We start from the raw sequence: 23,256 nt of genomic DNA, 5'->3' as shown, positions 1-23,256 counted from the left end.
TTGTTTAATTTTGATAACTAGTTAGCAAAATATTATTAACATTTGATCTTATTGTCTTACAAGTCATTTCTGTCAGGCGCGTTAAAAAGCCCCGTGGTCGACGGGGCAAGGAAAAAGGGAGTTATTTTGGTGGGAAATTAAATATCGAAGAACACGGTCTCTTTATCGCCCTGTAAATAAATATCAAAGCGGTAGACGATTTCATCTCCACGCACTTCACGTTGCGCGATAAGCGTCTGGCGGCGAACTTCCCATTCAATCAGATTCAATACCGGATCCTGTTCATTTGCCGCCTGCTCATCAGCAAAATACATCCGCGTATTCAGGCCGATGTTGATACCCCGCGCCACCACCCACAGATTGAGGTGCGGCGCCATCACACGTCCGTCACGGCCGACGACCGCGCCGGGTTTGATGGTTTGAAAGCGCCAGACGCCGGATGCAAAGTCTGAACACGTGCGGCCCCAGCCGCGAAAGTTGGGGTCCAGAGCCTTGCTCTGCTGGCGGTCGTCGGGATGGTTATAACGCCCGTCGGCGTTAGCCTGCCAGAGTTCCAGCAGCACGTCGCGTACAGGCGTTCCGGAACCATCGAAAACCCGTCCTTCAATCGTAATACGTTGGCCTTTGGTTTCCGCGCTCACTAAGTTGGGGCCAAAGTTTTTCTCAAAAATATGAAACCCGGCAGCGTCCGGCGCCAGACCAATATGCACATAGGGCCCGGCAGTCTGCGAGGCGGTTTCAGCTAAATAGTCTTTCATTGGGCGGCCCCTTGAGTACGGTTTTCGAACAGCGTGGCGCGGTGGCCGCGCAGCACAAGGTCAAAACGATAGGCCAGGCTATCGAGCGGCACGGCGGCGTGGGTATCCAGTTCGGCAATCAGGGTACGCACGGCATCATCGTTATTGATGGTTCTGACAATCGGACACTGTTTAATAAGCGGATCGCCTTCAAAGTACATTTGGGTAATCAGTCGTTGCGCCCAGGCATCGCCGGAGAGCGAAAAGTGAATATGCGCCGGTCGCCAGTCGCTAACCTGATTACGCCACGGGTAGGGGCCGGGTTTGATCGTGCGAAAACAGTAATAACCGTTTTCATCGGTCAGCACCCGTCCACAGCCGCCGAAGTTGGGGTCAATCGGCGCCAGATACTGGTCTTTCTTATGACGGTAACGGCCGCCGGCATTGGCCTGCCACACTTCGACCAGCGTATTTTTCATTGGCCGGCCAAAGCCGTCGCGCACGTAACCGTGGACGATAATTCGTTCGCCAATCGGCAGGCCGTCTTTGGCGTAGTTGAGAATGAGATCGTTATCCAGCGGACCAAGGTCTTCGCTGCTGAACACCGGGCCGGTAATCTCAGAAAGTGAATTTTGCAGGGAGATGAGCGCATTGCGCGGCGAGCGTAGCACGCTGGTTTTGTATCCCGGCGCCAGTGCCGGCGGATGGCTATTGTAATCGCGATGTACGACCTCGCGCGGTGACCATTTATTATTCATAGGGTACTCCATCAAACGGAAGAGAGGCATGTTGTTGTAATTTCGCCAGAAACAGTCTCTGTAAATGTTTTGTTAATTTAAAGTGAAATTAAATCTAATTTTTCATAACCAGCGGTTATGATTTGTACAGGCGAAACGCGGTAGCAGGTTATCCGCATCACAGTTTGTAAATTCTTCCCGCCACTCTTAACGCGCTTTCCTACACTCCAGGAAGTATTCACTGGAGGTAAGACATCATGGCGAACACCATCACGGCTGATGAGATTCGGGAAAACTTTTCACAGGCTATGTCGGCAATGTACCAGCAGGAAGTTCCGCAGTATGGAACCCTCCTGGAGTTGGTGGCGGATGTGAATCTGGCGGTCCTGGAACACAACCCGAAATTACATGAACAATTGGCTAATGCCGACGAACTGGCACGGCTGAACGTTGAGCGCCACGGCGCGATCCGCGTGGGAACGGCGGAGGAACTGGCGACCCTGCGTCGCATGTTTGCCATTATGGGGATGTATCCCGTTAGCTATTACGATCTGTCGCAGGCTGGGGTACCCGTGCATTCTACCGCTTTTCGCCCGGTCGATGATGCGGCGCTGGCGCGTAACCCGTTTCGCATTTTCACCTCCTTGCTGCGTCTTGAACTGATCGGCAACGAGGCGTTGCGCCAGCAAGCGGCGGATATTCTCGCGCGTCGCGATATCTTTACGCCGCGCTGCCGTGAGCTGATTGCGTTACACGAAGATAGGGGGGAATTCACGGCAGCAGAAGCGCGCGAATTCGTCAACGAAGCGTTGGAAACTTTTCGTTGGCACCGTCACGCCACCGTTGACGAGCAAACCTATCACGCACTGCATAATGAGCACCGGTTGATTGCCGATGTGGTCTGTTTCCCCGGTTGCCACATCAACCATCTGACGCCGCGTACGCTCGATATCGATCGGATTCAGGCGCTGATGCCGCAGTGTGGTATTGAACCGAAAGCGCTCATTGAGGGGCCGCCGCGCCGCGAGGTGCCGATTTTATTGCGACAAACCAGTTTTAAAGCGCTGGAAGAGCCGGTGATGTTCGCCGGTGAACATAAAGGCACGCACAGCGCGCGCTTTGGCGAAATTGAACAACGCGGCGTCGCGTTGACGCCGAAAGGACGAGCGCTGTATGACCGCTTACTGAATGAGGCCGGGGTCGGTAAAGACAACCTTAACCACCAGCGCCATTTGCAGGAGGTCTTTTGCCAGTTTCCTGACAGCGAATTTCTGTTGCGTCAGCAGGGGCTGGCGTGGTTCCGCTATCGCCTGACCCCCGCAGGAGAAGCGCACCGCCATGCTTTTGGCCCCGGCGACGATCCGCAACCGCTGATCGAGCGCGGTTGGGTAGTCGCGCAGCCGATTGTTTATGAAGATTTTTTACCGGTGAGCGCCGCGGGGATTTTCCAATCAAATCTTGGCAACGAAACCCAGGCCCGCAGCCACGGTAACGCCAGCCGTGACGCTTTTGAAGCGGCGTTAGGCTGTGAGGTCCTCGATGAGTTCGAGCTATATCAACAGGCGGAGGAACGCAGTAAACGCCGTTGCGGTCTGCTTTAAAATCGGTACTCTGCATGGCATAACTTGCAAAAGGACGTTGTTATGCAGAATTCATCTACGCCGCTTGTGAAAACGCGGCAGGGCACGCTATCCGGCACCAGTGAACAGGGTATCCATATCTGGCGCGGTATTCCCTACGCGCAGCCGCCGGTTGGCGAGCTGCGTTGGCGTTCGCCGCAGCCACCAGAGCGCTGGCAGGGCGTGCGTCAGGCCGATACCTTTTCCGCCGCCAGCTGGCAGGATATCGAATATTGTCGTGAACTGGGCGGCGGCGATCCTGGCCGTTTCTCAGAAGATTGTCTGTATCTCAACGTGTGGGCGCCCGCCGCCCGCTCGCAGCCGCTCCCGGTGATGGTCTGGCTGCACGGCGGCGGCTACACCATCGGCGCCGGCAGCCTGCCGCCCTACGACGGTAGCGCATTGGCCAGCCGCGAGGTGGTGGTGGTCACGGTGAACTATCGTCTTGGACACCTCGGCTTTTTCGCTCATCCGGCGTTGGAAGGCGAAGAGGACGAGCGGTTGTATAATTTTGCGCTGCTCGATCAGATAGCCGCGCTACGCTGGGTACAGGACAATATCCACGCTTTCGGTGGCGACGCCGCCAATGTCACCTTGTTCGGCGAATCCGCGGGGGCGCGCAGCGTCCTGTCGTTAATGGCGTCGCCGAAAGCGAAGGGATTGTTCCATAAAGCGATCGTACAAAGCGGTTATACCTTACCGGATTTACCGCGGGAAAAGGCGCTGGCGAAGGGAAAGCTGCTGGCGGAACATTTTTCTCTTGCCGATGCCAGCGCGGAACAGCTGCGGGCAATCCCTGCCGATGCTTTTTGGGCGCTGACAGCGCCGCTGAATATTGGCCCGGCGCCGATTGTCGGCGATGCGGTGCTACCGGAGCCTATGCTCGACACGTTCTTTAAAGGACGTCAGCATGCGATGCCGGTGATGATTGGCTCCAATAGCGATGAGGCCAGCGTGATGGCGGTATTTGGCGTCGATATTGCCGGGCAGATTCAAAAACTGCGGCGCGAACGCCGTTTTGGCCTTGGGCTTATCAAACTGCTGTATCCAGGCGTCAAAGGTGATGAAGCGTTAGGCAGAGAAGTGTGCCGCGATATGGCGTTCACGACTTTGGGGTATGTTGTCATGCAGGCGCAGCAGCGTCTCGGGCAACCGTGCTGGCGCTACTGGTTTGACTATGTGGCCGAAGCGGAACATGAAACTTATCTCCATGGCGCCTGGCATGGCAATGAAGTGGTTTACGTTTTTGACAACCTGACCCGCGCCGAGCCGGTCTGTCAGTACGCCAGTGAGGCGGATCAAGCCTTCGCCGCGCAGGTCGCCGACTACTGGACTAATTTTGCCAGGCTGGCAGGCAATCAGTGCAGCGAGTTAACGGGCCCTGTACGCTGGCCTGCCTGTCAGCGCAGGCGGGACCGTTTATTGCGTATCGGACTCAACAAGCGCGCGGGCTTTAAAGTGGAGAACCGCTTTATGCGCGCGCGGCTGGCGCTGTTTCGCCGGGTGATGAAGCATCATGTGACGCTGGATTAACCAGCGCGGCGCGAAAGCGCGCCAGACCGTCGGCCTTACTTTGCGAGCGGCGAACGACCAGCCGGTAGCTGGCGCCGGTTTTGACGCTGAGCGAGAAGGGGCGACAGAGTCGCCCGGTACGAAGATCCTCCGCAACCAGCGTTTCGTCCGCCATGGCCACGCCGAGCCCCTGCATCGCGGCGGTGATGGCGAGGTCCATGGTGTCGAAATATTGGTTTTTATGCATTTTTAGCGCAGGTTCATGCGGGAAGTGCGCCAGCCACAGCAGCCAGTCGGTTTTATCGCGCGTCGGATGGAGAAATGTAGTGCCTGATAGCTGGGGATCGCACGGCGTATCGGGACTGGCCACCGGCGTGAGGGCCTCTTCAAACAGCAAGTCGCCGGCGCTTTGATGGGTGCCGAAGATAATCGCCGCGTCGTAGGGCTCAGTCTTAAAGTTGACGCTATGTTCGGTGGTGGTGGTCAACGCCACCTGCAATTCCGGATAACGTCGTTCTATCTCCAGTAGTTTCGGCACCAGCCAGCGGATCGCACAGGTAGGCGCTTTCAGGCGCACGACAGTTTGCTGCTGGCGCGCCTGCTCGGCTACCGTTAACAGGCGGCCGAATGCCGACTGCAGCTCAGGATAAAGCGCGCTGCCTTGCGGAGATAGCCGCAGCCCGCGGGCGTGGCGTTCAAATAGCGGGAAGCCAAACCAGCTCTCCAGCGCGGCGATCTGTCGGCTGACCGCCCCCTGCGTCAGGCACAGCTCCTGCGCGGCATGGGTTAAGTTGAGATGCCTCGCGGTTATCAGAAACGTTTCTACGGTATGAAAAGGCAGGGCGCTACGCGACATGTTGGCTCCAGCTATGCATTTTGATCATGGGCAGTATGCCACGCATCGTTGCGAAATTGGGACGATGCGTCCCGTTTTTGCCATCTAATCGTCATCCAGTGCTTACACTATTATTAGTCTCGTTGATACAACGTCTCTCACCGATTAGTTGATGTGTATAAAAGGAGCCACCATGTCTAAACCTTATGTTCGTCTGGATAAAAATGATGCGGCAGTATTACTGGTTGACCACCAGACCGGGCTGCTCTCACTGGTTCGTGATATCGAGCCGGATAAATTTAAGAACAACGTCCTTGCTCTCAGCGATCTGGCTAAATACTTTAAACTACCGACGATTCTGACCACCAGTTTTGAGAATGGCCCTAATGGCCCATTGGTGCCGGAACTGAAAGAACAGTTCCCTGACGCCCCTTATATCGCTCGTCCCGGCAATATTAACGCCTGGGATAATGAAGATTTCGTCAACGCGGTAAAAGCCACCGGTAAGAAACAGCTGATTATCGCCGGTGTCGTCACTGAAGTCTGCGTGGCCTTCCCGGCGCTGTCGGCGATTGAAGAGGGATTCGACGTCTTTGTGGTGACCGATGCTTCCGGTACTTTTAACCCGATCACCCGTGATGCGGCGTGGGATCGTATGTCTCAGGCGGGCGTGCAGTTAATGTCGTGGTTTGGCGTGGCCTGTGAGCTGCACCGCGACTGGCGCAATGATATTGAAGGATTGGGAACCCTGTTCTCTAACCACATTCCGGATTATCGGAACCTGATGACCAGTTTTAACCTGTTGAGCAAGAAATAAACAGCTGGCGGCCAGTTTTCAGGCCTGGCCGCCGCTTCAATCAGACGGGATTATTCACTCATCGAGGCGACAGGGTGCGACTTTGTACGTTGATTTTTCAATAGCCGCGTCGCCAGTACGCCAGACATCATCGACCCATTCACATTCAGCGCGGTACGCGCCATATCGACAATTGGCTCAATGGCGATAAAAATGCCGACCAGCGCCACCGGGAAGTTGAGCGTAGACAGGACAATCAACGCCGCAAATGTCCCGCCGCCGCCGACGCCTGCGACGCCAATTGAGCCCAGAGCGATAGCCGGAAGTAAGCTGGCTAAAAACGAGAACGACAGTGGGTCGATACCTAGCGTGGGCGCAATCATGGCCACCATGATGGCCGGATAGATTCCGGCGCAGCCGTTTTGCCCCATACTGGAACCAAAAGAGGCGGCAATGTTGGCGATGGTATTCGGCACGCCGAATTTTTCCTGAGCAGTGATCGCTAATGGAATCGAAGCCGCGCTGCTGCGGGAAACAAAAGCGAAGGTAAGCACCGGCCACACCGTTTTAAAGTAGCGCAGAGGATTTTGACCGCTAATAGTCAGCAGAATCGCATGCACGATAAACATCATGGCGACTGCCAGATAACAGGCGGCGATAAAGCCTAGCAGGCTGGTGAATTGCGCTAGCTGATAGGTTGAAAAGACTTTTGCCATCAATGCGAGGACACCGTATGGCGTCAGCGCTATGACGATACGTACCATCTTCATCACCCAAATTTGAATCGCGTTAATCCCGCTACTTAATTTTTGACCTTCCTCCGGCGCCTCTTTTTTCACCTTCAATAACGCCACGCCGGCCAGCAGGGTAAAGATGACGATGCCGATAACCGATACGCTGCGCGCGCCGGTCAGGTCGAGAAAAATATTTGTCGGGATCAGCGAAGTGACCAGTTGGGGTAGCGAAACGGCTGCGGTTTTGCTGACGTCTTCGGCGGTCAGCGTCGATTGCATATGGCTGAATGCGCTGGCGTCGAGACCGATCAGGTTAGCGGTAAACAGGCCGACCCAACCCGCAATCATTACCAGACACAGCATGCAGGCGACGATGGTTAAGGACATTCGGCCAATGCCGGCGCTATTTTCGAGTTTGTTAATCGCTGACAAAATTGAAATAAAAATCAGCGGAACCGCGACAAGTTTCAGCAAATTAACATAGCCGTTGCCGACGATACTGTACCAATCAATGACCGTTTTACGCGGTTCGTTGGCAATGAAATGGAGCGATAATCCGAGAAGGGCGCCGAGAAAGATAGCGATAAAAACGCTTTTTGATAACGAGTTGCTTTTTTGGTCGAGTTTAAAAAGTCCCCATGATGCGATTAAAAATAACGCGATATACGCTGGCGTAATAAACATAAGATTTGCCTCTTGCCCCATTCAGCACCTGAAATGCCGGAAAGAGATATATTCTAAATTTCTCTAAGACGGTCAGTAGCCTTAGAACCGCTGGGGATTATAAAGAATTGAATAGTATAAGGCATACAAAAATTGTGGTTTATGGCCTGAGTGTTAGCCCCGTCATGTTTTAAAGGCGTCCTGAGCCATGATCGGAATGCATAGCTCTTATGATAACAATTCGCTTGTCGCCTGAAGTCGCTTTGGTTTGAATGGATATGCAAATAAAACGAGAAAGGATTAATCATGGCTCTTAGTGCTTCGGTCACCACTCGCTCGAAATTGCCGGATGTCGGCACCACGATTTTTACCGTTATTGGCCAGCTTTCAGCGCAGCATAACGCGATTAATCTCTCTCAGGGTGCGCCTAATTTTGCCTGCGACCCACATCTGGTGGCCGGCGTGACGCAGGCGATGACCGCCGGACATAATCAATACGCGCCGATGACCGGCCTGCGGGCTTTAAAAGAGCGTATCGCTGACAAAATCGCCACGTTATATGGCACGCAATATGATGTCGATAACGAAGTGTTGGTTACCGCTAGCGCCAGCCAGGGGATCTATTCCGCCATTGCCGGGCTGGTACATGCTGGCGACGAGGTGATTTACTTTGAGCCTTCGTTTGATAGCTATGCCCCGATAGTGCGTCTGCAAGGCGCGACGCCGGTGGCGATTAAGCTCACCGTGCCGGATTTCGCGATTAACTGGGACGAGGTGCGCGCCGCGATTACCCCGAAGACGCGGATGATCATTATTAATACGCCGCATAATCCAAGCGGCCAGGTATTATCCGCCGACGACCTTAATCAACTGGCGATGCTGATCCGCAATACCGATATCGTGGTTTTGTCCGACGAAGTCTACGAGCACGTAGTCTTCGACGGCGAAAAGCATCACGGCATGGCGACCCATCCGCAGCTAGCGGAACGCAGCGTGATTATCTCTTCCTTCGGCAAGACCTACCACGTGACCGGCTGGCGGGTTGGTTATTGCGTGGCGCCAGCGGCGCTGATGGATGAGATCTGCAAGGTACATCAGTTCCTCATGTTTTCTGCCGATACGCCGATGCAGTACGCTTTCGCAGAGCATATGCAGAACCCGGCTTCATGGCTGTCGCTGGCCGCTTTTTATCAACAAAAGCGTGATTTGCTCCAGCAACTGCTGCAAGACTCGCCGTTCCGCTTATTGCCGAGCGCCGGCTCTTTCTTCATGCTGGCGGATTATCGCCATTTCAGCGATGAGCATGACAGCGAGATGGTGAAGCGGTTGATTACCGAATACGGCGTCGCCACGATTCCGCTATCGGCATTTTATACCGATGGTACTGATAACAAACTGATTCGGCTCTCTTTTGCCAAAGATGAAGCCACATTGCGGGCCGGCGCGCAGGCGCTGTGCCGCGTTAAGCCGCGTTAAGGAGCCAGACGATGAAAATAAAAGCCCTAACTCTTGCTTTGGGAATGCTGTGTACCGTATCAAGCTTTGCCGCTAGCGAATTACGCTACGGCGTGGAGGCGGAATATCCGCCGTTCGAAAGCCGTAATCCGGCAGGGGAGTTGCAGGGTTTTGATATTGACCTCGGCAACGCGATTTGTCAGGCCGCGCAGTTGAAATGCAGCTGGGTCGAAACCTCCTTTGATGCGCTCATTCCGGGACTGGTGGCGAAGAAATTCGACGCGATTAATTCGGCGATGAACATTACCGAACAGCGGCGCAAGAGTATTGATTTCACCCAGCCGATCTACCGTATTCCTTCACAGCTGGTGGGCAAGGCCGACAGCGGTATGCAGGCGACGCCGGATGGGCTGAAGGGCAAAACCATCGGCGTGCTACAGGGCTCGATTCAGGAAACCTTTGCCAAAGAGCATTGGGAAAAACACGGCGTCACGGTGGTTTCCTATAAAGACCAGAACATGGCGTGGGCCGATCTGCTTAACGGCCGTATCGACGCCTCGCTGGTGATGTCCGCGGCCGGGCAGGCCGGGTTCCTCAGTAAGCCGCAGGGTAAAGGATTCGGTTTTATCGGTAAGCCGGTGGCTGATGATACGATTCTGGGCAGCGGTATTGGCTACGGCTTGCGCAAGGGCGATGAGGCAACTAAAAAACAGCTCGACGCGGCAATTGATAAAGTGCGCGCCGACGGCACTATCACCCGTCTGGCGGCGAAGTACTTCCCCGGTATCGACGTCAGTGTGAAATAATCTTTACTTGCGGCTCTTTGTTTCGCAAAGAGCCGCCCGCATTACATCAGCACCACCGGTTTGATGACTTTACCGGAAGCTGAATCTGCGAAAGCCTGATTAATCTCTTCGAGCGGATAGAATTCGATAAGCTTATCAATGGGGAATTTTCCTTGTTTATAAAACTGTACCAGCTGCGGGATAAACAGCTGCGGCACGGCGTCTCCTTCGATTACTCCTATCAATGATTTACCTTCCGCCATGAGATCGTTTTGGACATTAAAGGTGATATCGCCCGTAAAGCCGACGACCGCCACCGTGCCTAACGGCTTAATCGCGTGGATTGCCTGCAGAACGATGGCGGCGACGCCGGTCGTTTCGATGGCGTAGTGCGCGCCTTTGCCGGTCAGTTGGCGAATAACCGCAACGCTATCTTCCTGTTTGCCATTGATCACGTGGGTTGCGCCGAGTTCACGTGCCAGCTCAAGGCGGTTCGCATGAATATCGACGGCGATGATTTGGCTACAGCCGGTGAGCTTTGCAGCCATAATGGCGCTTAAACCAACCGCGCCGCAGCCGAATACCACTAACGATTCCCCGGCCACCGGTTTTAGTCGATTTAACACCGTGCCGCTACCGGTTTGAATTCCGCAACCCAGCGGACCAAGAAGCGATAGTTCGACTTCACGGTCGACAACAATAGCATTCGTCGCTTTGGTGACCACATACTGACTAAACGAAGATTGACCGAAGAAGACGGATAATTCTTGATCATCCAGACGATAAGGGGTGGTGCCATCGTCTAAGCGTCCACCAAAGTTTAAGTCATTGAAACTTTCGCACGCGGAAGGATGGTTGGTGAGGCAGTTTTCGCAGTGATGGCAGGCGGCGTAGCTCAGTACCACGTGATCGCCAATTTCGACCCCACGAACGGCATCACCGACGTTAACCACGATACCTGCGCCTTCGTGGCCCAGAATGGCGGGCATCGGCAGGATCCCGGCGTTATCGCGGATCACCGCGTCGGTATGACAAACGCCTGTGGCGACAATTTTTACCATCACTTCGTCTTTTTTAGGGGCGCTAACCTGAATATTTTTAATGCTAAATGGCTGTTGATAACCCAACGTCACGGCGGCTTTTACTTTCATTAGATACTCCTAACATTTTTCCCTGGAGAGTAGAGATTACACCTGGCGTGATGAAAATTTATCCTGTTCGTGCTGAAAATAAACAAAATGCGGGTAAAAACGGTTAGGTATCGGATCGGCGCGTGTTCGCCAAAACAGCTCAGCGATAGCGATCGCTGGGTGGTTATTCAGTCTGTTCCGGTGGACATCTTTTTTTTCATGCTTTTCGCCTGCCAACAATTGGATTATCAATCATTTTTGTCTAGAGTGAGCGGAATTCACGACGCAGATGTTTGCAACGTTGCGTATCCGTCGAACTCTCAAAAAGGACGCTTTTCCAGGCATGAACCGCAGACGTTTTCTTAAATCATCCATGGCTGTTGCCGCCGTATGCGGAACGTCAGGAGTCGCCTCGTTATTCACTAAAGCGGCTTTCGCCGCGGATTCTGCTATCGCCGATGGCCAGACGCGCCGCTTTGACTTTTCCGTCCTGCAGGCGATGGCTCATGACTTAGCCCGCCAGCCGTGGGGCGGCGCGCCGCGTGACCTGCCGCCGACGCTGGCGAATCTGACCCCTCAGGCCTATAACAGCATCCAGTATGATGCGGCGCATTCGCTGTGGAATAACGTTGAAGAGCGCAAGCTGGATATCCAGTTTTTCCATGTTGGTATGGGCTTCCGCCGCCGGGTGCGCATGTTCTCGCTGGACGCGCAGTCTCAGCAGGCGCGGGAGATACATTTCCGTCCGGAGCTGTTCCAGTACAACGACGCCGGCGTTGACACCAAACAGCTGGAAGGGCAGACCGATCTTGGTTTCGCCGGTTTCCGCGTGTTTAAGGCGCCGGAACTGGCGCGCCGCGATATCGTCGCCTTCCTGGGCGCCAGCTACTTCCGCGCGGTCGACAGCACTTACCAGTACGGCCTGTCGGCGCGTGGTCTGGCCGTCGACACCTTTACCGATACGCCGGAAGAGTTCCCGGATTTCACGTCATTCTGGTTTGAAACCGTCAAACCTGGCGCGACGGTGTTCACCGTTTACGCGCTGCTCGATAGCCCAAGCGTCACCGGCGCTTATAAGTTCACCGTGAATTGCCAGGAAACGCAGGTGATCATGGATGTCGAAAATCATCTCTATGCGCGCAAAGACATTAAGCAGTTGGGCATTGCGCCGATGACCAGCATGTTCAGCTGCGGTAATAACGAACGCCGGATGTGCGATACCATCCATCCGCAAATCCACGATTCTGACCGCCTGTCGATGTGGCGCGGCAACGGCGAGTGGATTTGCCGTCCGCTGAATAATCCGCAAAAGCTGCAGTTCAACGCGTTCCAGGATAAAAACCCGAAGGGATTTGGCCTGCTGCAGCTGGATCGCGATTTCAGCCATTATCAGGATGTGATGGGCTGGTATAACAAGCGCCCGAGCCTGTGGGTGGAGCCCCGTAATCAGTGGGGAAAAGGGGCCGTTAGCCTGATGGAAATCCCGACTACCGGCGAAACGTTGGACAATATCGTCTGCTTCTGGCAGCCGGAAAAACCGGTAAAAGCGGGTGATCAACTGGACTTTAGCTACCGCTTGTACTGGAGCGCGCAACCGCCGGTACGCTCTCCGCTGGCGCGAGTGCTGGCGACACGTACCGGAATGGGCGGCTTCCCGGAAGGATGGGCGCCGGGTGAACATTATCCGGACAAATGGGCGCGCCGCTTTGCTATCGATTTTGTTGGCGGCGACCTGAAAGCCGCGGCGCCGAAAGGCATTGAGCCGGTGATTACGCTCTCCAGCGGCGAGGCTAAGCAGGTAGAGATCCTCTACGTCGAGCCGTTTGACGGCTATCGAATTCTCTTTGACTGGTATCCGACTTCAGATTCCACCGATCCGGTGGAGATGCGCATGTTCCTGCGCTGCCGTGGCGACGCTATCAGCGAAACGTGGCTGTATCAGTACTTCCCGCCTGCGGCGGATCGGCGTAACTACGTTGATGACCGGATTATGAAATAACCAGGTCGTTGATACCCGCCCGCGGTGCGCTACTGCGGGCGTTGTTGTTTATCAGTGAGATATTGTCATGACTGCCGAAAACGGCCCCACCATCGAAACTATCCCGGTCAACGAACAGCTGGAGCTGCGTGCGGTTGACGAACGTTACGTCAGTGAGCTACATCAACTGGTGCTCAAAAACCGTGACTGGTTGCAGCATACGTTAAGCTGGCCTGCGGAAGTGCTGAGTGAAGATGAAACCCGGCGCCATGTGCAGGGAAACGTGATGCTGCACCAGCGCGGTTATGCAAAAATGTTCCTGCTGTTTTTACAGGGGCAGATGATCGGCGTACTGTCATTTAACCAGATTGAACCGTTGAACAAGACGGCCTATATCGGCTACTGGATCGATCAAAACCATCAGGGGCAGGGACTGTTATCACAGGCGTTACAGGCGTTTATCCACCATTATGCGCAAACGGGCATCGTGCGCCGTTTCGTTATTAAATGTCGGGTCGCCAACCAGCGCAGTAATCAGGTGGCGCTGCGCAATGGTTTCCAACTGGAAGGTTGTCTGAAGCAGGCCGAGTTTTTAAATGGCGCGTATGACGATCAGAATATCTACGCGCGGATTATCGACCCGCAATAAGCGGCTACAGCGAACCCAGCAGCGGCGTACGGGTGATATGCTCGTCGCCGCTGACGATTTTGCGCCCGCGAAGATGAATTTTGTCACCCTCCAGCGCTTCGATACAGGCGTTACCGCAGATTTCTACCTGATGTTCGATAATCACATCGCCACGAATCGTCGCATGTCCTTCGATGAGTATCTCGTCATCCAGCAGAATGGGCCCGCCGAGAAGATGGGCGTGCCCGCCGACCATGACGCGATGCTTTAACAGGCAGTTGCCTTCGACCACGGCGTTTTCACCCACTTGCGCACTATAGCGCAGAGTCGGGATTTGATCCTCGCCGCGCCCGGCAACCAGTCGCGCGCAATCGTAGACCCGGGCGTTGTCACATATCCATACATCGTTATCTTCATTACCTTCAATACGTGCGTTATCGAACACTTCGGCACGGTGTTCAACAAAAGCATGCTCAACTACGGCATCACCGTAGATTTGCGCCTGATGAACAATCCGTGAGGCGCTGACCGTGGCGCGCTGATAAATTTGCAGCACTTTGTCGGCATCAGAAGTCAGCCCCTGAGCGGCAATCACCAGACAATGGGGGAGAATACGCGCCTGGTCGGCGATTCGGCAGACACCACGGATTTGCGATTGCTTTATAGTGACGTTGTCACTTATCCTGGCGCCGTGACTTACCTCAACATTATCAAGCCAGGCGTTATCGCTAATCGTCGCCCCGTGGCTTATTACGCAGGTGCCGGTCAGACGCGCGTTGTCGTCAACGCGCGCGCCAGCAAAGACGACGCTATTGGCGTCATATATCCAGCAGTCGCCGCCCTGGCTTAAAGCGGCTTCATCATCGAGCCAGCCACCTTCGCTACCCGCCTTAACGTCCGAGAAATCAATCAGCGCCACGATTTGCCGCAGATTTACGCTATGTTTAATTCCGTCTTCTTCGAAATGATACAGGCGGACGTGCTCACTCAGACGATATTTATTCATCAGTATTTCTCTTTACCGTTGGTTAACATAAACATAGCAAAAATCTCCGTAGCGCGTTTTATAAGGTTCCTTTAAAATGCAACTTAAAATTAAATTGAAAGTTTAAATAAAATGAATAAAAACGCAGTAAGCGACCGGGTGCTGAATCTACCGGCTGGCTATTTTGGTATAGTGCTGGGAATTATTGGCATGGGATTCGCCTGGCGCTATGCCAGTACCATCTGGCCGGTGAGCAGGATTATTGGCGATGCGTTGGTGGTGCTGGCGACGATTATTTGGGCACTATTAATGATAGCGTTTATTGCACGGGCCATCCGTTTCCCGTGGAGCGTGCTACAGGAGATGCGTCATCCAGTGGCCAGCAGTTTTGTCAGTTTGCTTCCGGCGACAACGCTGTTGGTGGCAATCGGCTTTGTCCCCTGGTACCGAGCGTTATCATTGGGGTTATTTATTATCGGGGTAGTGCTGCAGCTATGCTATGCGGCCTGGCAGAGCGCCGGGCTGTGGCGGGGTAAACATCCGGGAGAGGCGACGACGCCCGGTTTATATCTGCCGACTGTCGCCAACAATTTTATCAGCGCCATGGCCTGCGGCGCGCTGGGATTCAGCGATGCCGGACTGGTGTTTCTCGGCGCCGGCGTCTTCTCCTGGCTCAGCCTGGAGCCGGTAATCCTACAGCGTTTGCGCAGCAACGGCGAGCTACCGGCGGCATTGCGGACATCGTTGGGTATCCAGCTGGCGCCTGCTCTGGTGGCCTGTAGCGCGTGGCTCAGCGTCAATGGCGGCGACGGTGATACGTTTGCCAAAATGTTATTTGGTTACGGGCTGTTGCAGTTGCTATTTATGCTGCGCCTGATGCCGTGGTATCTGCAGCAGCCGTTTAATGCTTCATTCTGGAGCTTCTCGTTCGGGATTTCCGCACTGGCGACCACCGGCCTGCATCTGGGGCACGGTCAGCCGCACGGTTTTTTCCATACGCTGGCGATCCCCTTATTTATTTTTAGCAACCTGATTATCGGCCTGCTGCTGCTGCGTACCTTTCTTCTGCTGGTGCGGGGTAAACTGTTAATTCGCGTAGACCGTGCCACTTTATTGCCAAACAAGGATTAATCATGACGACTCGTGACGAAAACTACTTTACAGAAAAATATGGCCTCACGCGCACCCACTCAGAAGTGGTGTATGCCGCCTCGCTGATGCAGCCGGGCCAAACGCTTGACCTCGGCTGCGGCAATGGTCGCAACAGCCTGTATCTGGCGGCGAAAGGTTACAACGTCACCGCGTGGGATAAGAATCCCATGAGTATCGATAATCTGGAGACCATTCGTCAGGCAGAAGGGCTGGAAAACCTGCAGACGGCGATTAAGGATCTGAATACGCTGAGTTTTGATGACGAGTATGATTTTATTCTTTCTACCGTGGTGATGATGTTCCTGGAAGCCAAAACCATCCCTGGTCTTATCGCCAACATGCAGCGCTGCACGAAGCCTGGCGGCTATAACCTGATTGTGGCAGCCATGGATACCGAAGATTACCCTTGTACCGTGGGTTTCCCGTTCGCCTTCAAACCTGAAGAACTGCGCGACTATTATGCTGGCTGGCAGTTCCTCAAGTACAACGAAGATGTCGGCGAATTGCACCGCACCGACGCCAGCGGCAACCGCATCAAGCTACGCTTCGCCACGATGCTGGCGCGTAAACCGGCTTAATCCGCCGCCAGCAGGCACAGCTGCAGGGCGGTTAGATAGGAGGCCTCAAAGGCGCGCAGCGGCAAAAATTCGAATTTCGAATGGAAATTATGCGCGCCGGTGAAGAAGTTCGGCGTCAGCAGCCCCTTTGCCGATAACGCTGCGCCGTCGGTACCGCCGCGCATCGGCGTGGGTTTTGGCGTTATACCGAGGCTTTCCATCGCGGTGAACATCAGGTCAATAGCCCGGCGGTCTTCGCCAATGGCGTTGCTGATATTGCTGTAAGTATCGCTTATCGTGAATTCAACCCTGGCAGTGGGGTACTGGGCGGCGATTTTCTCTGCCACTTCGCCAATCTGTTGTTTGCGTCGGTTAAAGCTGTCCAGATCGAAATCGCGAATATTAGCCTGCAAGCGCGTGCTGTTCTGATCGCCATGAATACCATTAAACCACACGTAGCCTTCGCGCCCGGCGGTGTGCTCCGGCGTCTGCCGGCGGTCGAAATGGCTCATAAAGTCGGTAGCCATTAACAGCGGGTTAACTAATACGCCTTTGGCGGACATTGGGTGCGCCGTGACGCCGGTAAACCGTATCTCCGCGGAGGCTGCGTTGAAGTTTTCATAAACGATCTCGCCCAGTTCGCAGCAGTCGATGGTCCAGGCAAAATCGACGGCAAAACGCGAGAGATCCAGCGCTTTTGCCCCGCGAAGACCCACTTCTTCATCCGGGACGAACGCCACGACGATATCGCCATGCTTATGTTCGGCGGTCAGGTTTTCCAGCAGAGTCATGACAACGGTCACCGCTGCTTTGTTATCGGCGCCCAGTACGCTGGTGCCGTCGCTGAAAATAATCTCTTCATCACGGTAGGCCAGAATTTCCGGATGCTCGTCAACCCGCAGCCAGATTTGCTGTTCCGGGTTAAGGCAGAGATCTTCGCCAGTAAATCGCAGGATTTGTGGATGAATATCCGGCGACAGTCCGACATCAACGGTATCAATATGCGTGATAAAGCCGATCCGCGGCGCACCGGGGACGGTGCCTTTTTTAACCGCCGTCACGGTCGCGTGCTCGTCGACAACGATATCGTCAAGGCCAAACTGACGTAGCTCGTCGGCTAACGCCTGCGCCATCTGATGTTGTCCGGGCGTCGTGGGTAACGTGGTTGCTCGTGGATCGCTTTGGCTGGTGATAGCCAGATAGCGAAAGAAGCGCTGGGTTAATTGTCTGGTTAAGGGCGAGGCCATAGTGTTTCCTTCTTAATTTATTATTTCGGGTGTTTGCAATCTGGCTTTAGTGTTATCTATGGGCAATAAAACAAAAAGCTATTCATTAGTCAAAAAATGAAAAGGGAAACGCATGCAACGCACATTTACTTCAATAGCTCTGACGATAGCGGCATTAGCGGTGAGTTCCGCTGTGAATGCGAAAACACTGGTTTATTGCTCTGAAGGCTCGCCGGAAAACTTTAATCCGCAGCTTTATACTTCCGGGACCAGCGTCGATGCCAGCGCGGTACCGATATATAACCGGCTGGTGGACTTTAAAGTTGGCACCACGGAATTGCAGCCCAGCCTGGCGGAAAGCTGGGAGGTGAGCGACGATGGCAAAGTTTATACTTTCCACTTACGCAAGGGCGTTAAATTCCAAAGTAATAAGTATTTTAAACCGACCCGTGATTTTAATGCCGATGACGTTATTTTTTCCTTTATGCGGCAAAAGGATCCGAATAACCCTTATCATAACGTCTCTAATGGCAACTACTCCAATTTTGAAAGCCTGGAGTTTGGTTCGTTAATTACCGCAATTGATAAACCGGATGAATATACGGTGCGTTTTACCCTCGCGCACCCCGAGGCGCCTTTTGTCGCTGATCTCGGCTGGTATTTTGCTTCAATCCTCTCTGCGGAATATGCCGATGCGATGCTGAAAGCCGGAACCCCGCAGCGCGTTGATATGGATCCCATCGGTACCGGGCCATTTAAGCTGGCGCAATACCAAAAAGATTCGCGGATTTTGTTTACCGCATTCCCTGATTACTGGCAGGGAAAAGCGAAAATCGATCGTCTAGTATTTAGTATTACGCCTGATGCCTCGGTGCGTTACGCTAAACTCGAGAAAAATGAGTGTCAGGTCATGCCATTCCCTAATCCCGCCGATTTACCGCGGATGAAAGAGAATCCGCAGATCAATCTGATGAGCAAAGCCGGGCTTAATACCGGGTTCCTTGCCTTCAACACGCAGAAAGCGCCGCTGGATAACGTTAAGGTACGCCAGGCATTGGCTATGGCTATCAACAAACCGGCAATTATTGACGCGGTGTTCCACGGCACTGGTACGGTAGCGAAAAATCTGCTGCCGCCTGGCGTCTGGAGTGCAGATGCCGATCTGCAGGACTACAGTTGGGATCTGGAAAAAGCCAAAGTGCTGCTGCGTGAATCCGGCGTGAAGGGTCCCATCACCATCGACCTGTGGGCGATGCCGGTTCAGCGTCCCTATAACCCGAATGCGAAACGGATGGCGGAAATGATCCAGGCCGACTGGGCTAAAATCGGCGTGCAGACCAAAATCACCACCTATGAATGGGGCGAATACCTTAAGCGGGTGAAAGACGGCGAGCATCAGGCGGCGTTGATGGGCTGGACCACCGCGACCGGCGACCCGGATAACTTCTTTGGCCCATTATTTACCTGCCAGTCGGCCAACGGCGGTTCTAATTCGGCGAAATGGTGCTACGCGCCGTTTGATAAAATTATCGCCGAAGCCAAAACCATCACCGACAGGCCACAACGAGAAGCTTTGTATAAACAGGCGCAGCAGATGATGCACGATCAAATGCCGGCCGTGATGATTGCGCACTCAACTATTTTTGAGCCGGTAAGTAAATCGGTGACCGGGTATGAAATCGACCCGTTTGGTAAACATATTTTTTATCAAGTGGACGTAAAATAAACACCATAAATAAATCCGCCGCGTTGGCGGATTTATTTTTTTCAAGGAGTTGACGGACCACCTTTTTTGTCACAAAACTTAGCGTGGGAATTTGTTATAAATCTTGCCGACAAACTGCATTTACAGGGATCATCCATGCGTACGAAAACGTTATTTAAAGTAGCCGCTCTGGCCGGGCTACTGGCATTAACCGGTTGTGCATCCAAACTGGCGCAACCGAATCAGTATTCCGGGTTCTTAAAAGATTACTCTAAGTTAAAAGAGACTACCTCGGCTTCCGGCAAACCAGAGCTGCGCTGGATCTCCCCGGACTACAATCCGAGCAATTACGACAATGTTGTCTACCGTCCAATCACCTACTACCCGGTGCCGAAACCAACGACTCAGGTAGGGGAGAAAGCGCTGCAGGACATCCTCAATTACACCAACAAGCAGATGAAACAGGCCATCAGCGAACGTAAACCGTTGGCGACTACGGCTGGCCCGCGCAGCTTGATTTTCCGCGGCGCAATCACCGGTGTTGATACCAGTAAAGAAGGTCTGCAGTTCTATGAAGTGATCCCGGTGGCGATGATTGTCGCGGGTACCCAGGCGGCAACCGGCCATCGCACGATGGACACGAATCTCTACTTCGAAGGCGAACTGATCGACGCGAAGACCAATAAACCGGTTATTAAAGTTGTACGTAAGGGCGAAGGCAAAACGCTGTCTAATGAGAGCACGCCGCTGACCGCTGATACGTTGAAACAGGTGATTGATGATATGGCGATCGACGCGGTGAAATTCGATCCGTCACAGAAGTAATTGATGCGTTAAGCCCGTCTGGCACGATGCCTGACGGGCTTATTATTAGGCCAGCCGGCGGCGCAAAAACAGCTGTTCGGGGCGGGCGAACATCACCAGATTTCCTACCAGTATTAACGCCAGACCTATCACCGCATTGCTATGCCAGACGTAACCTTCGTAGAAGGTGGAGATAGTTAATGCCACCAGCGGGAAAAGCAGCGTGCTATAGGCCGCTTTGCTGGCCCCAATACGGCCTACCAGAGTGAAATAAGCGCCGAACGCGATAACCGAACCGAACAACGCCAGATACAGCAGGGCGCCCATATAACTCCAGGTCCACTGTGGCGTAAAATTATCGCCGCGCAGCAGCGCGATCGCCCCCATCACCAGGGTGCCGTAAAACATGGCCCAACTATTGGTGGTTAATGTCTCAAGCCCGCGGCGCTGGTGGCGAATACTCAACATGTTGCCTAATGAAAAACCGTACGTTCCCAGGGCGCTCAGGCCAATTCCCCACAGCAGCGACGCGTTTAGACCATTGGCGAGGAGATCGTCCCAGAAAAGGGTGACAATTCCTGCGAGCCCCAGCGCCGCAGCCAGCCAAAAGCGCCCCGGTGGCTGCTGGCGGAAGAAAATAAAACTATTGATCGCGTTAAATAAGACCGCCATCGAAAAGATGACCGACTCAAGACCGGTATTGATATGCGCCGCGGCGGTATAAAAACACCAGAAGTTAAAGCAAAAGACGCAGCAGCCTTGCAGCATGCAAAACAGATGATCGCGCATTGCCAGCGGGCGCAGGCGGCGGGTAATCAGCAAAATTGTCAGCATAGTGACGCTGGCGACGGCAAAGCGCCAGAAAATCGATACCGGCGCGGCGACGGGCCCTTGTTGTAAAAAGATAGCAATCCATGTGGTACCCCAGATAACCACCACCAGCCCGTAGAGTAATGCGTTCAAAATGTCTCTCCTTTAATATGCCTGGCGTAAGTGTGCGATTTTTCCTGGCAAAGCGCTGTCACCGTTTTGTTGCTGACTTGCAAAATCTTGCGCTTATTTTTCACAAGCTCATGGTCAATGCTGGTAAGCGGTGATGACAATTCATAGACTAGAGGTCTGCGGATTAAAAACGATGTGAAGGCTATGGCATACGGGACGTTCGAAACATTACAACAACAAAATGCGGTGCTGCGGGGGACCGTAGAACTCAATTCCGGGATCCAGCTTGCCGCGTGGTACAACGACCTTGACCGGATCACGGTGCGCAGCGACCACCACACGTTGAGCCTGTATGTCGCCGATGGTTACGAAAGCTACCAAAAAACGCCCTACGGCTGGAGGAACGGCGGCGGGCCGGATCGTTTTTGTCTGATGCCAAAGGGGGACGAAAGCACCTGGGATATTCGCGGCGATCTTTCGTTCGTTCATCTCTATTGCACCGATGAGCACCTGCGCCGCGTCGGCGAGCAAATTTGGGACCGCAGCCCGGCGTCTTTCACCTTGCAGGAAAAAACCTTCGCCAGCGATGACAAAATTACCGCGGTTTATCGTCAGTTTCTGCTCGATAACGACTGGCGCCAGCAGGCTAATCAATTACTGTTAAGCTCGGCCAGTACGCTGCTGTTAACGCATCTGATTCAAAACTATTCGAACGTCCAGTGGCGCATGCCGACGGTTACCGGTGGCCTGGCGCCGCATCTGTTGCGTAATCTGTTGGCGTGGATTGAGGAGCACCTCGAGCAGCCGCTTACGCTCGCCGACCTTGCCGCCCAGGCTTCGCTTAGCGAATACCATTTTGCGCGGATGTTCCGCCAGTCAATGAATATGGCGCCGCACCAGTATGTGATGCAGCGGCGGATGATCAAGGCGCAACATCTGATTTGCCACACCCAACGGCCGTTGACCGAGATAGCGCTGGCCTGCGGGTTTAGCTCCGCCAGCCATTTTAGCCACCGGGTTAAGAGCGCCACGGGTCTTACGCCAAGCCAGCTACGCGCGGCGCAGCGTGGTTAACAGCATATAGCTGATACCGCCGAGGACCAGCCCCCAAAAGGCCGAGCCGACGCCTGCAAGGCTAACACCGCTGGCGGTGACTAAAAATGTTACTACTGCGGCGTCGCGCTCGTTTTCATGCCCCAGCGCCTGATAGAGGCTGCCGCTAATGGTTCCTAACAATGCCAGCCCCGCCAGCATCTGGATCCACACCGGCGGCAGCGCCGCCATTAGCGCGGTTATCGAACCGCCAAATAGCCCCGCCAACAGATAAAACACACCGGCCGCCGCTGCGGCGAGCCAGCGCTTATCCGCATCCGGATGCGCATCCGGGCTTTGGCAGATGGCGGCGGTAATGGCGGCGATGCACACGGAATAGACGCCAAATGGTGAGAATAGCAGCGCCAGCGCGCCGGTAAATACGATTAGCGGCGAGACCGGAACCCGATATCCTGATGCCTGAATGGTCGCCAGGCCGGGCGCGTTCTGTGACGCCATGGTGACAAGGAAAAACGGTACACCGACGCTGAGCAGTAGCGAAGGGGTGAACTGCGGCGTAATCCACTGCGGAGCAACAAAAACCATATCGTTTGCCACTGGCGACAGCGCGCCGGTTAGCAGGGCGATGATCCCGCCCGCCGCTAACGCCGCAACGACCGCAAAACGTGGGTAGAGCGCTTTGCATAACAGCCAGGCGGCGAACATCCCGCCGCATAGCGGGAGATTATCCTGCAAACTGCCAAATGCCTGCAGACCAAAACGCAGTAGGATCCCCGCCAGCATTGCCGCCGCCAGCGAATGCGGAATGATCTTCATGAGGCGGGCAAACAGTCCCGTCACGCCGCATAGCAGAATCAGGGCGTTGGCGAAGACAAATATTCCCACCGCCTGCGCCAGCGTCGTTCCCTGTAATCCACTGACCAGTAAAGCCGCGCCTGGAGTTGACCACGCGGTGAGGATGGGGACTTTCCGCCATAGCGTTAATACCAGCGTGCTGACGCCCATCGCCAGGCCAAGGGCGGTCATCCAGCCAGCTATTTGCCCGGCGTCGGCGCCAGCGGCGGCGGCCGCTTGCCAGATGATGGCGGCGGAGCTGGCGTAGCCTACCAGCACGGCGACAAATCCCGCGAGCAGCGTGGGGATGGGAAGGGTAAAGGAGCGCATGAACACCTCTTGTGCGTTATAACATACGACGAAGGTAGCATTGTGCGTTATAGCGTACA

The 23,256-nt window shown here is 54.3% G+C and carries 21 protein-coding genes; 12 read left to right on the top strand and 9 right to left on the bottom strand.

From position 1 onward, the window contains the following. Positions 1 to 137 precede the first annotated feature (137 nt). Positions 138 to 758 (bottom strand): protocatechuate 3,4-dioxygenase subunit alpha, encoded by a 621-nt coding sequence (pcaG, locus tag PGR10_RS04750; RefSeq protein WP_087859503.1) that lies wholly within the window; start codon positions 756 to 758, stop codon positions 138 to 140. Further along, a complete protein-coding gene (gene pcaH / locus PGR10_RS04745) occupies positions 755 to 1,495 on the bottom strand; it encodes a protocatechuate 3,4-dioxygenase subunit beta (protein ID WP_087859504.1) in 741 nt (246 codons plus the stop codon). Before pcaH ends, pcaG begins: the two co-directional genes overlap by 4 nt. Before the next feature lie 236 nt (positions 1,496 to 1,731). Between pcaH and hglS the strand changes: the two genes are divergently transcribed. Both hglS and PGR10_RS04735 read left to right on the top strand, forming a co-directional pair. Next, positions 1,732 to 3,075: a 2-oxoadipate dioxygenase/decarboxylase HglS gene (gene hglS, locus PGR10_RS04740; RefSeq protein WP_430923044.1), complete on the top strand. Its 1,344-nt coding sequence runs from the start codon at positions 1,732 to 1,734 to the stop codon at positions 3,073 to 3,075. A 42-nt stretch (positions 3,076 to 3,117) separates the two neighbouring features. Then, entirely contained in the window at positions 3,118 to 4,626 is a 1,509-nt protein-coding gene (locus tag PGR10_RS04735) for a carboxylesterase/lipase family protein (RefSeq protein WP_430923043.1), read from the top strand. Here the strand turns inward: PGR10_RS04735 and PGR10_RS04730 are convergent. Continuing rightward, complete coding sequence (locus PGR10_RS04730) at positions 4,565 to 5,461, bottom strand: LysR substrate-binding domain-containing protein (protein WP_087859507.1); 897 nt, start codon at positions 5,459 to 5,461, stop codon at positions 4,565 to 4,567. The genes PGR10_RS04735 and PGR10_RS04730 overlap by 62 nt on opposite strands. A 172-nt stretch (positions 5,462 to 5,633) precedes the next feature. On the opposite strand from PGR10_RS04730, the gene ycaC reads away from it, so the two are divergent. Then, positions 5,634 to 6,257, top strand: a complete 624-nt coding sequence (gene ycaC / locus PGR10_RS04725) for an isochorismate family cysteine hydrolase YcaC (RefSeq protein WP_015366381.1) — start codon at positions 5,634 to 5,636, stop codon at positions 6,255 to 6,257. 50 nt (positions 6,258 to 6,307) lie between these two features. Here the strand turns inward: ycaC and PGR10_RS04720 are convergent, their stop codons facing one another. Then, on the bottom strand, positions 6,308 to 7,654 hold the full coding sequence (locus tag PGR10_RS04720) for an L-cystine transporter (protein ID WP_087859508.1): 1,347 nt from the start codon (positions 7,652 to 7,654) through the stop codon (positions 6,308 to 6,310). Positions 7,655 to 7,939: 285 nt separating this feature from the next. Here PGR10_RS04720 and PGR10_RS04715 point away from each other — a divergent pair, with 285 nt between their 5' ends. Both PGR10_RS04715 and PGR10_RS04710 read left to right on the top strand, forming a co-directional pair. Further along, on the top strand, positions 7,940 to 9,109 hold the full coding sequence (locus tag PGR10_RS04715; RefSeq protein WP_087859509.1) for a pyridoxal phosphate-dependent aminotransferase: 1,170 nt from the start codon (positions 7,940 to 7,942) through the stop codon (positions 9,107 to 9,109). A gap of 11 nt (positions 9,110 to 9,120) precedes the next feature. After that, positions 9,121 to 9,894: an ABC transporter substrate-binding protein gene (locus tag PGR10_RS04710; RefSeq protein WP_087859510.1), complete on the top strand. Its 774-nt coding sequence runs from the start codon at positions 9,121 to 9,123 to the stop codon at positions 9,892 to 9,894. 41 nt (positions 9,895 to 9,935) lie between these two features. Here the strand turns inward: PGR10_RS04710 and PGR10_RS04705 are convergent, their stop codons facing one another. Further along, positions 9,936 to 11,024 (bottom strand): NAD(P)-dependent alcohol dehydrogenase, encoded by a 1,089-nt coding sequence (locus tag PGR10_RS04705; RefSeq protein WP_045382581.1) that lies wholly within the window; start codon positions 11,022 to 11,024, stop codon positions 9,936 to 9,938. Positions 11,025 to 11,346: 322 nt separating this feature from the next. Between PGR10_RS04705 and PGR10_RS04700 the strand changes: the two genes are divergently transcribed. After that, a complete protein-coding gene (locus PGR10_RS04700) occupies positions 11,347 to 13,002 on the top strand; it encodes a glucan biosynthesis protein D (RefSeq protein WP_087859511.1) in 1,656 nt (551 codons plus the stop codon). Between the two features lie 67 nt (positions 13,003 to 13,069). Then, complete coding sequence (gene rimL, locus PGR10_RS04695; RefSeq protein ID WP_087859512.1) at positions 13,070 to 13,630, top strand: 50S ribosomal protein L7/L12-serine acetyltransferase; 561 nt, start codon at positions 13,070 to 13,072, stop codon at positions 13,628 to 13,630. A gap of 4 nt (positions 13,631 to 13,634) precedes the next feature. On the opposite strand, the gene ydcK is transcribed toward rimL, so the two are convergent. Beyond that, positions 13,635 to 14,615 carry a YdcK family protein gene (gene ydcK, locus PGR10_RS04690; protein WP_325899150.1) on the bottom strand — a complete coding sequence of 327 codons (981 nt, stop codon included), beginning with the start codon at positions 14,613 to 14,615 and terminating at the stop codon, positions 13,635 to 13,637. 111 nt (positions 14,616 to 14,726) lie between these two features. Here ydcK and tehA point away from each other — a divergent pair, with 111 nt between their 5' ends. Together tehA and tehB are read left to right on the top strand one after the other, a co-directional pair. Beyond that, positions 14,727 to 15,725, top strand: a complete 999-nt coding sequence (gene tehA / locus PGR10_RS04685; protein WP_430923040.1) for a dicarboxylate transporter/tellurite-resistance protein TehA — start codon at positions 14,727 to 14,729, stop codon at positions 15,723 to 15,725. 2 nt (positions 15,726 to 15,727) lie between these two features. Continuing rightward, positions 15,728 to 16,324 carry a tellurite resistance methyltransferase TehB gene (gene tehB / locus PGR10_RS04680; RefSeq protein ID WP_087859516.1) on the top strand — a complete coding sequence of 199 codons (597 nt, stop codon included), beginning with the start codon at positions 15,728 to 15,730 and terminating at the stop codon, positions 16,322 to 16,324. On the opposite strand, the gene pepT is transcribed toward tehB, so the two are convergent. After that, positions 16,321 to 17,550: a peptidase T gene (pepT, locus tag PGR10_RS04675; RefSeq protein WP_271032629.1), complete on the bottom strand. Its 1,230-nt coding sequence runs from the start codon at positions 17,548 to 17,550 to the stop codon at positions 16,321 to 16,323. The two genes, tehB and pepT, sit on opposite strands and share 4 nt — an antisense overlap. Positions 17,551 to 17,662: 112 nt before the next feature. On the opposite strand from pepT, the gene PGR10_RS04670 reads away from it, so the two are divergent. Both PGR10_RS04670 and PGR10_RS04665 read left to right on the top strand, forming a co-directional pair. Further along, a complete protein-coding gene (locus PGR10_RS04670; protein ID WP_183269070.1) occupies positions 17,663 to 19,255 on the top strand; it encodes an ABC transporter substrate-binding protein in 1,593 nt (530 codons plus the stop codon). 135 nt (positions 19,256 to 19,390) lie between these two features. Next, positions 19,391 to 20,059 carry a DUF3313 domain-containing protein gene (locus PGR10_RS04665; protein WP_087859521.1) on the top strand — a complete coding sequence of 223 codons (669 nt, stop codon included), beginning with the start codon at positions 19,391 to 19,393 and terminating at the stop codon, positions 20,057 to 20,059. Positions 20,060 to 20,104: 45 nt separating this feature from the next. Here the strand turns inward: PGR10_RS04665 and PGR10_RS04660 are convergent, their stop codons facing one another. Then, on the bottom strand, positions 20,105 to 21,001 hold the full coding sequence (locus PGR10_RS04660) for a DMT family transporter (protein WP_213316169.1): 897 nt from the start codon (positions 20,999 to 21,001) through the stop codon (positions 20,105 to 20,107). A gap of 183 nt (positions 21,002 to 21,184) precedes the next feature. Here PGR10_RS04660 and PGR10_RS04655 point away from each other — a divergent pair, with 183 nt between their 5' ends. Beyond that, the gene (locus PGR10_RS04655) at positions 21,185 to 22,054 is read left to right on the top strand and encodes a helix-turn-helix domain-containing protein (protein ID WP_430923039.1); all 870 of its coding nucleotides are present in this window, start codon (positions 21,185 to 21,187) and stop codon (positions 22,052 to 22,054) included. On the opposite strand, the gene PGR10_RS04650 is transcribed toward PGR10_RS04655, so the two are convergent. Further along, on the bottom strand, positions 22,031 to 23,203 hold the full coding sequence (locus PGR10_RS04650) for a benzoate/H(+) symporter BenE family transporter (protein ID WP_430923037.1): 1,173 nt from the start codon (positions 23,201 to 23,203) through the stop codon (positions 22,031 to 22,033). The two genes, PGR10_RS04655 and PGR10_RS04650, sit on opposite strands and share 24 nt — an antisense overlap. Between the last annotated feature and the right edge of the window lie 53 nt (positions 23,204 to 23,256).

This window comes from Klebsiella sp. 141198 (assembly GCF_050600785.1).
In the GTDB taxonomy this organism is placed as follows: domain Bacteria; phylum Pseudomonadota; class Gammaproteobacteria; order Enterobacterales; family Enterobacteriaceae; genus Klebsiella; species Klebsiella aerogenes.
This window is presented reverse-complemented; position numbering and strand designations above follow the sequence as displayed.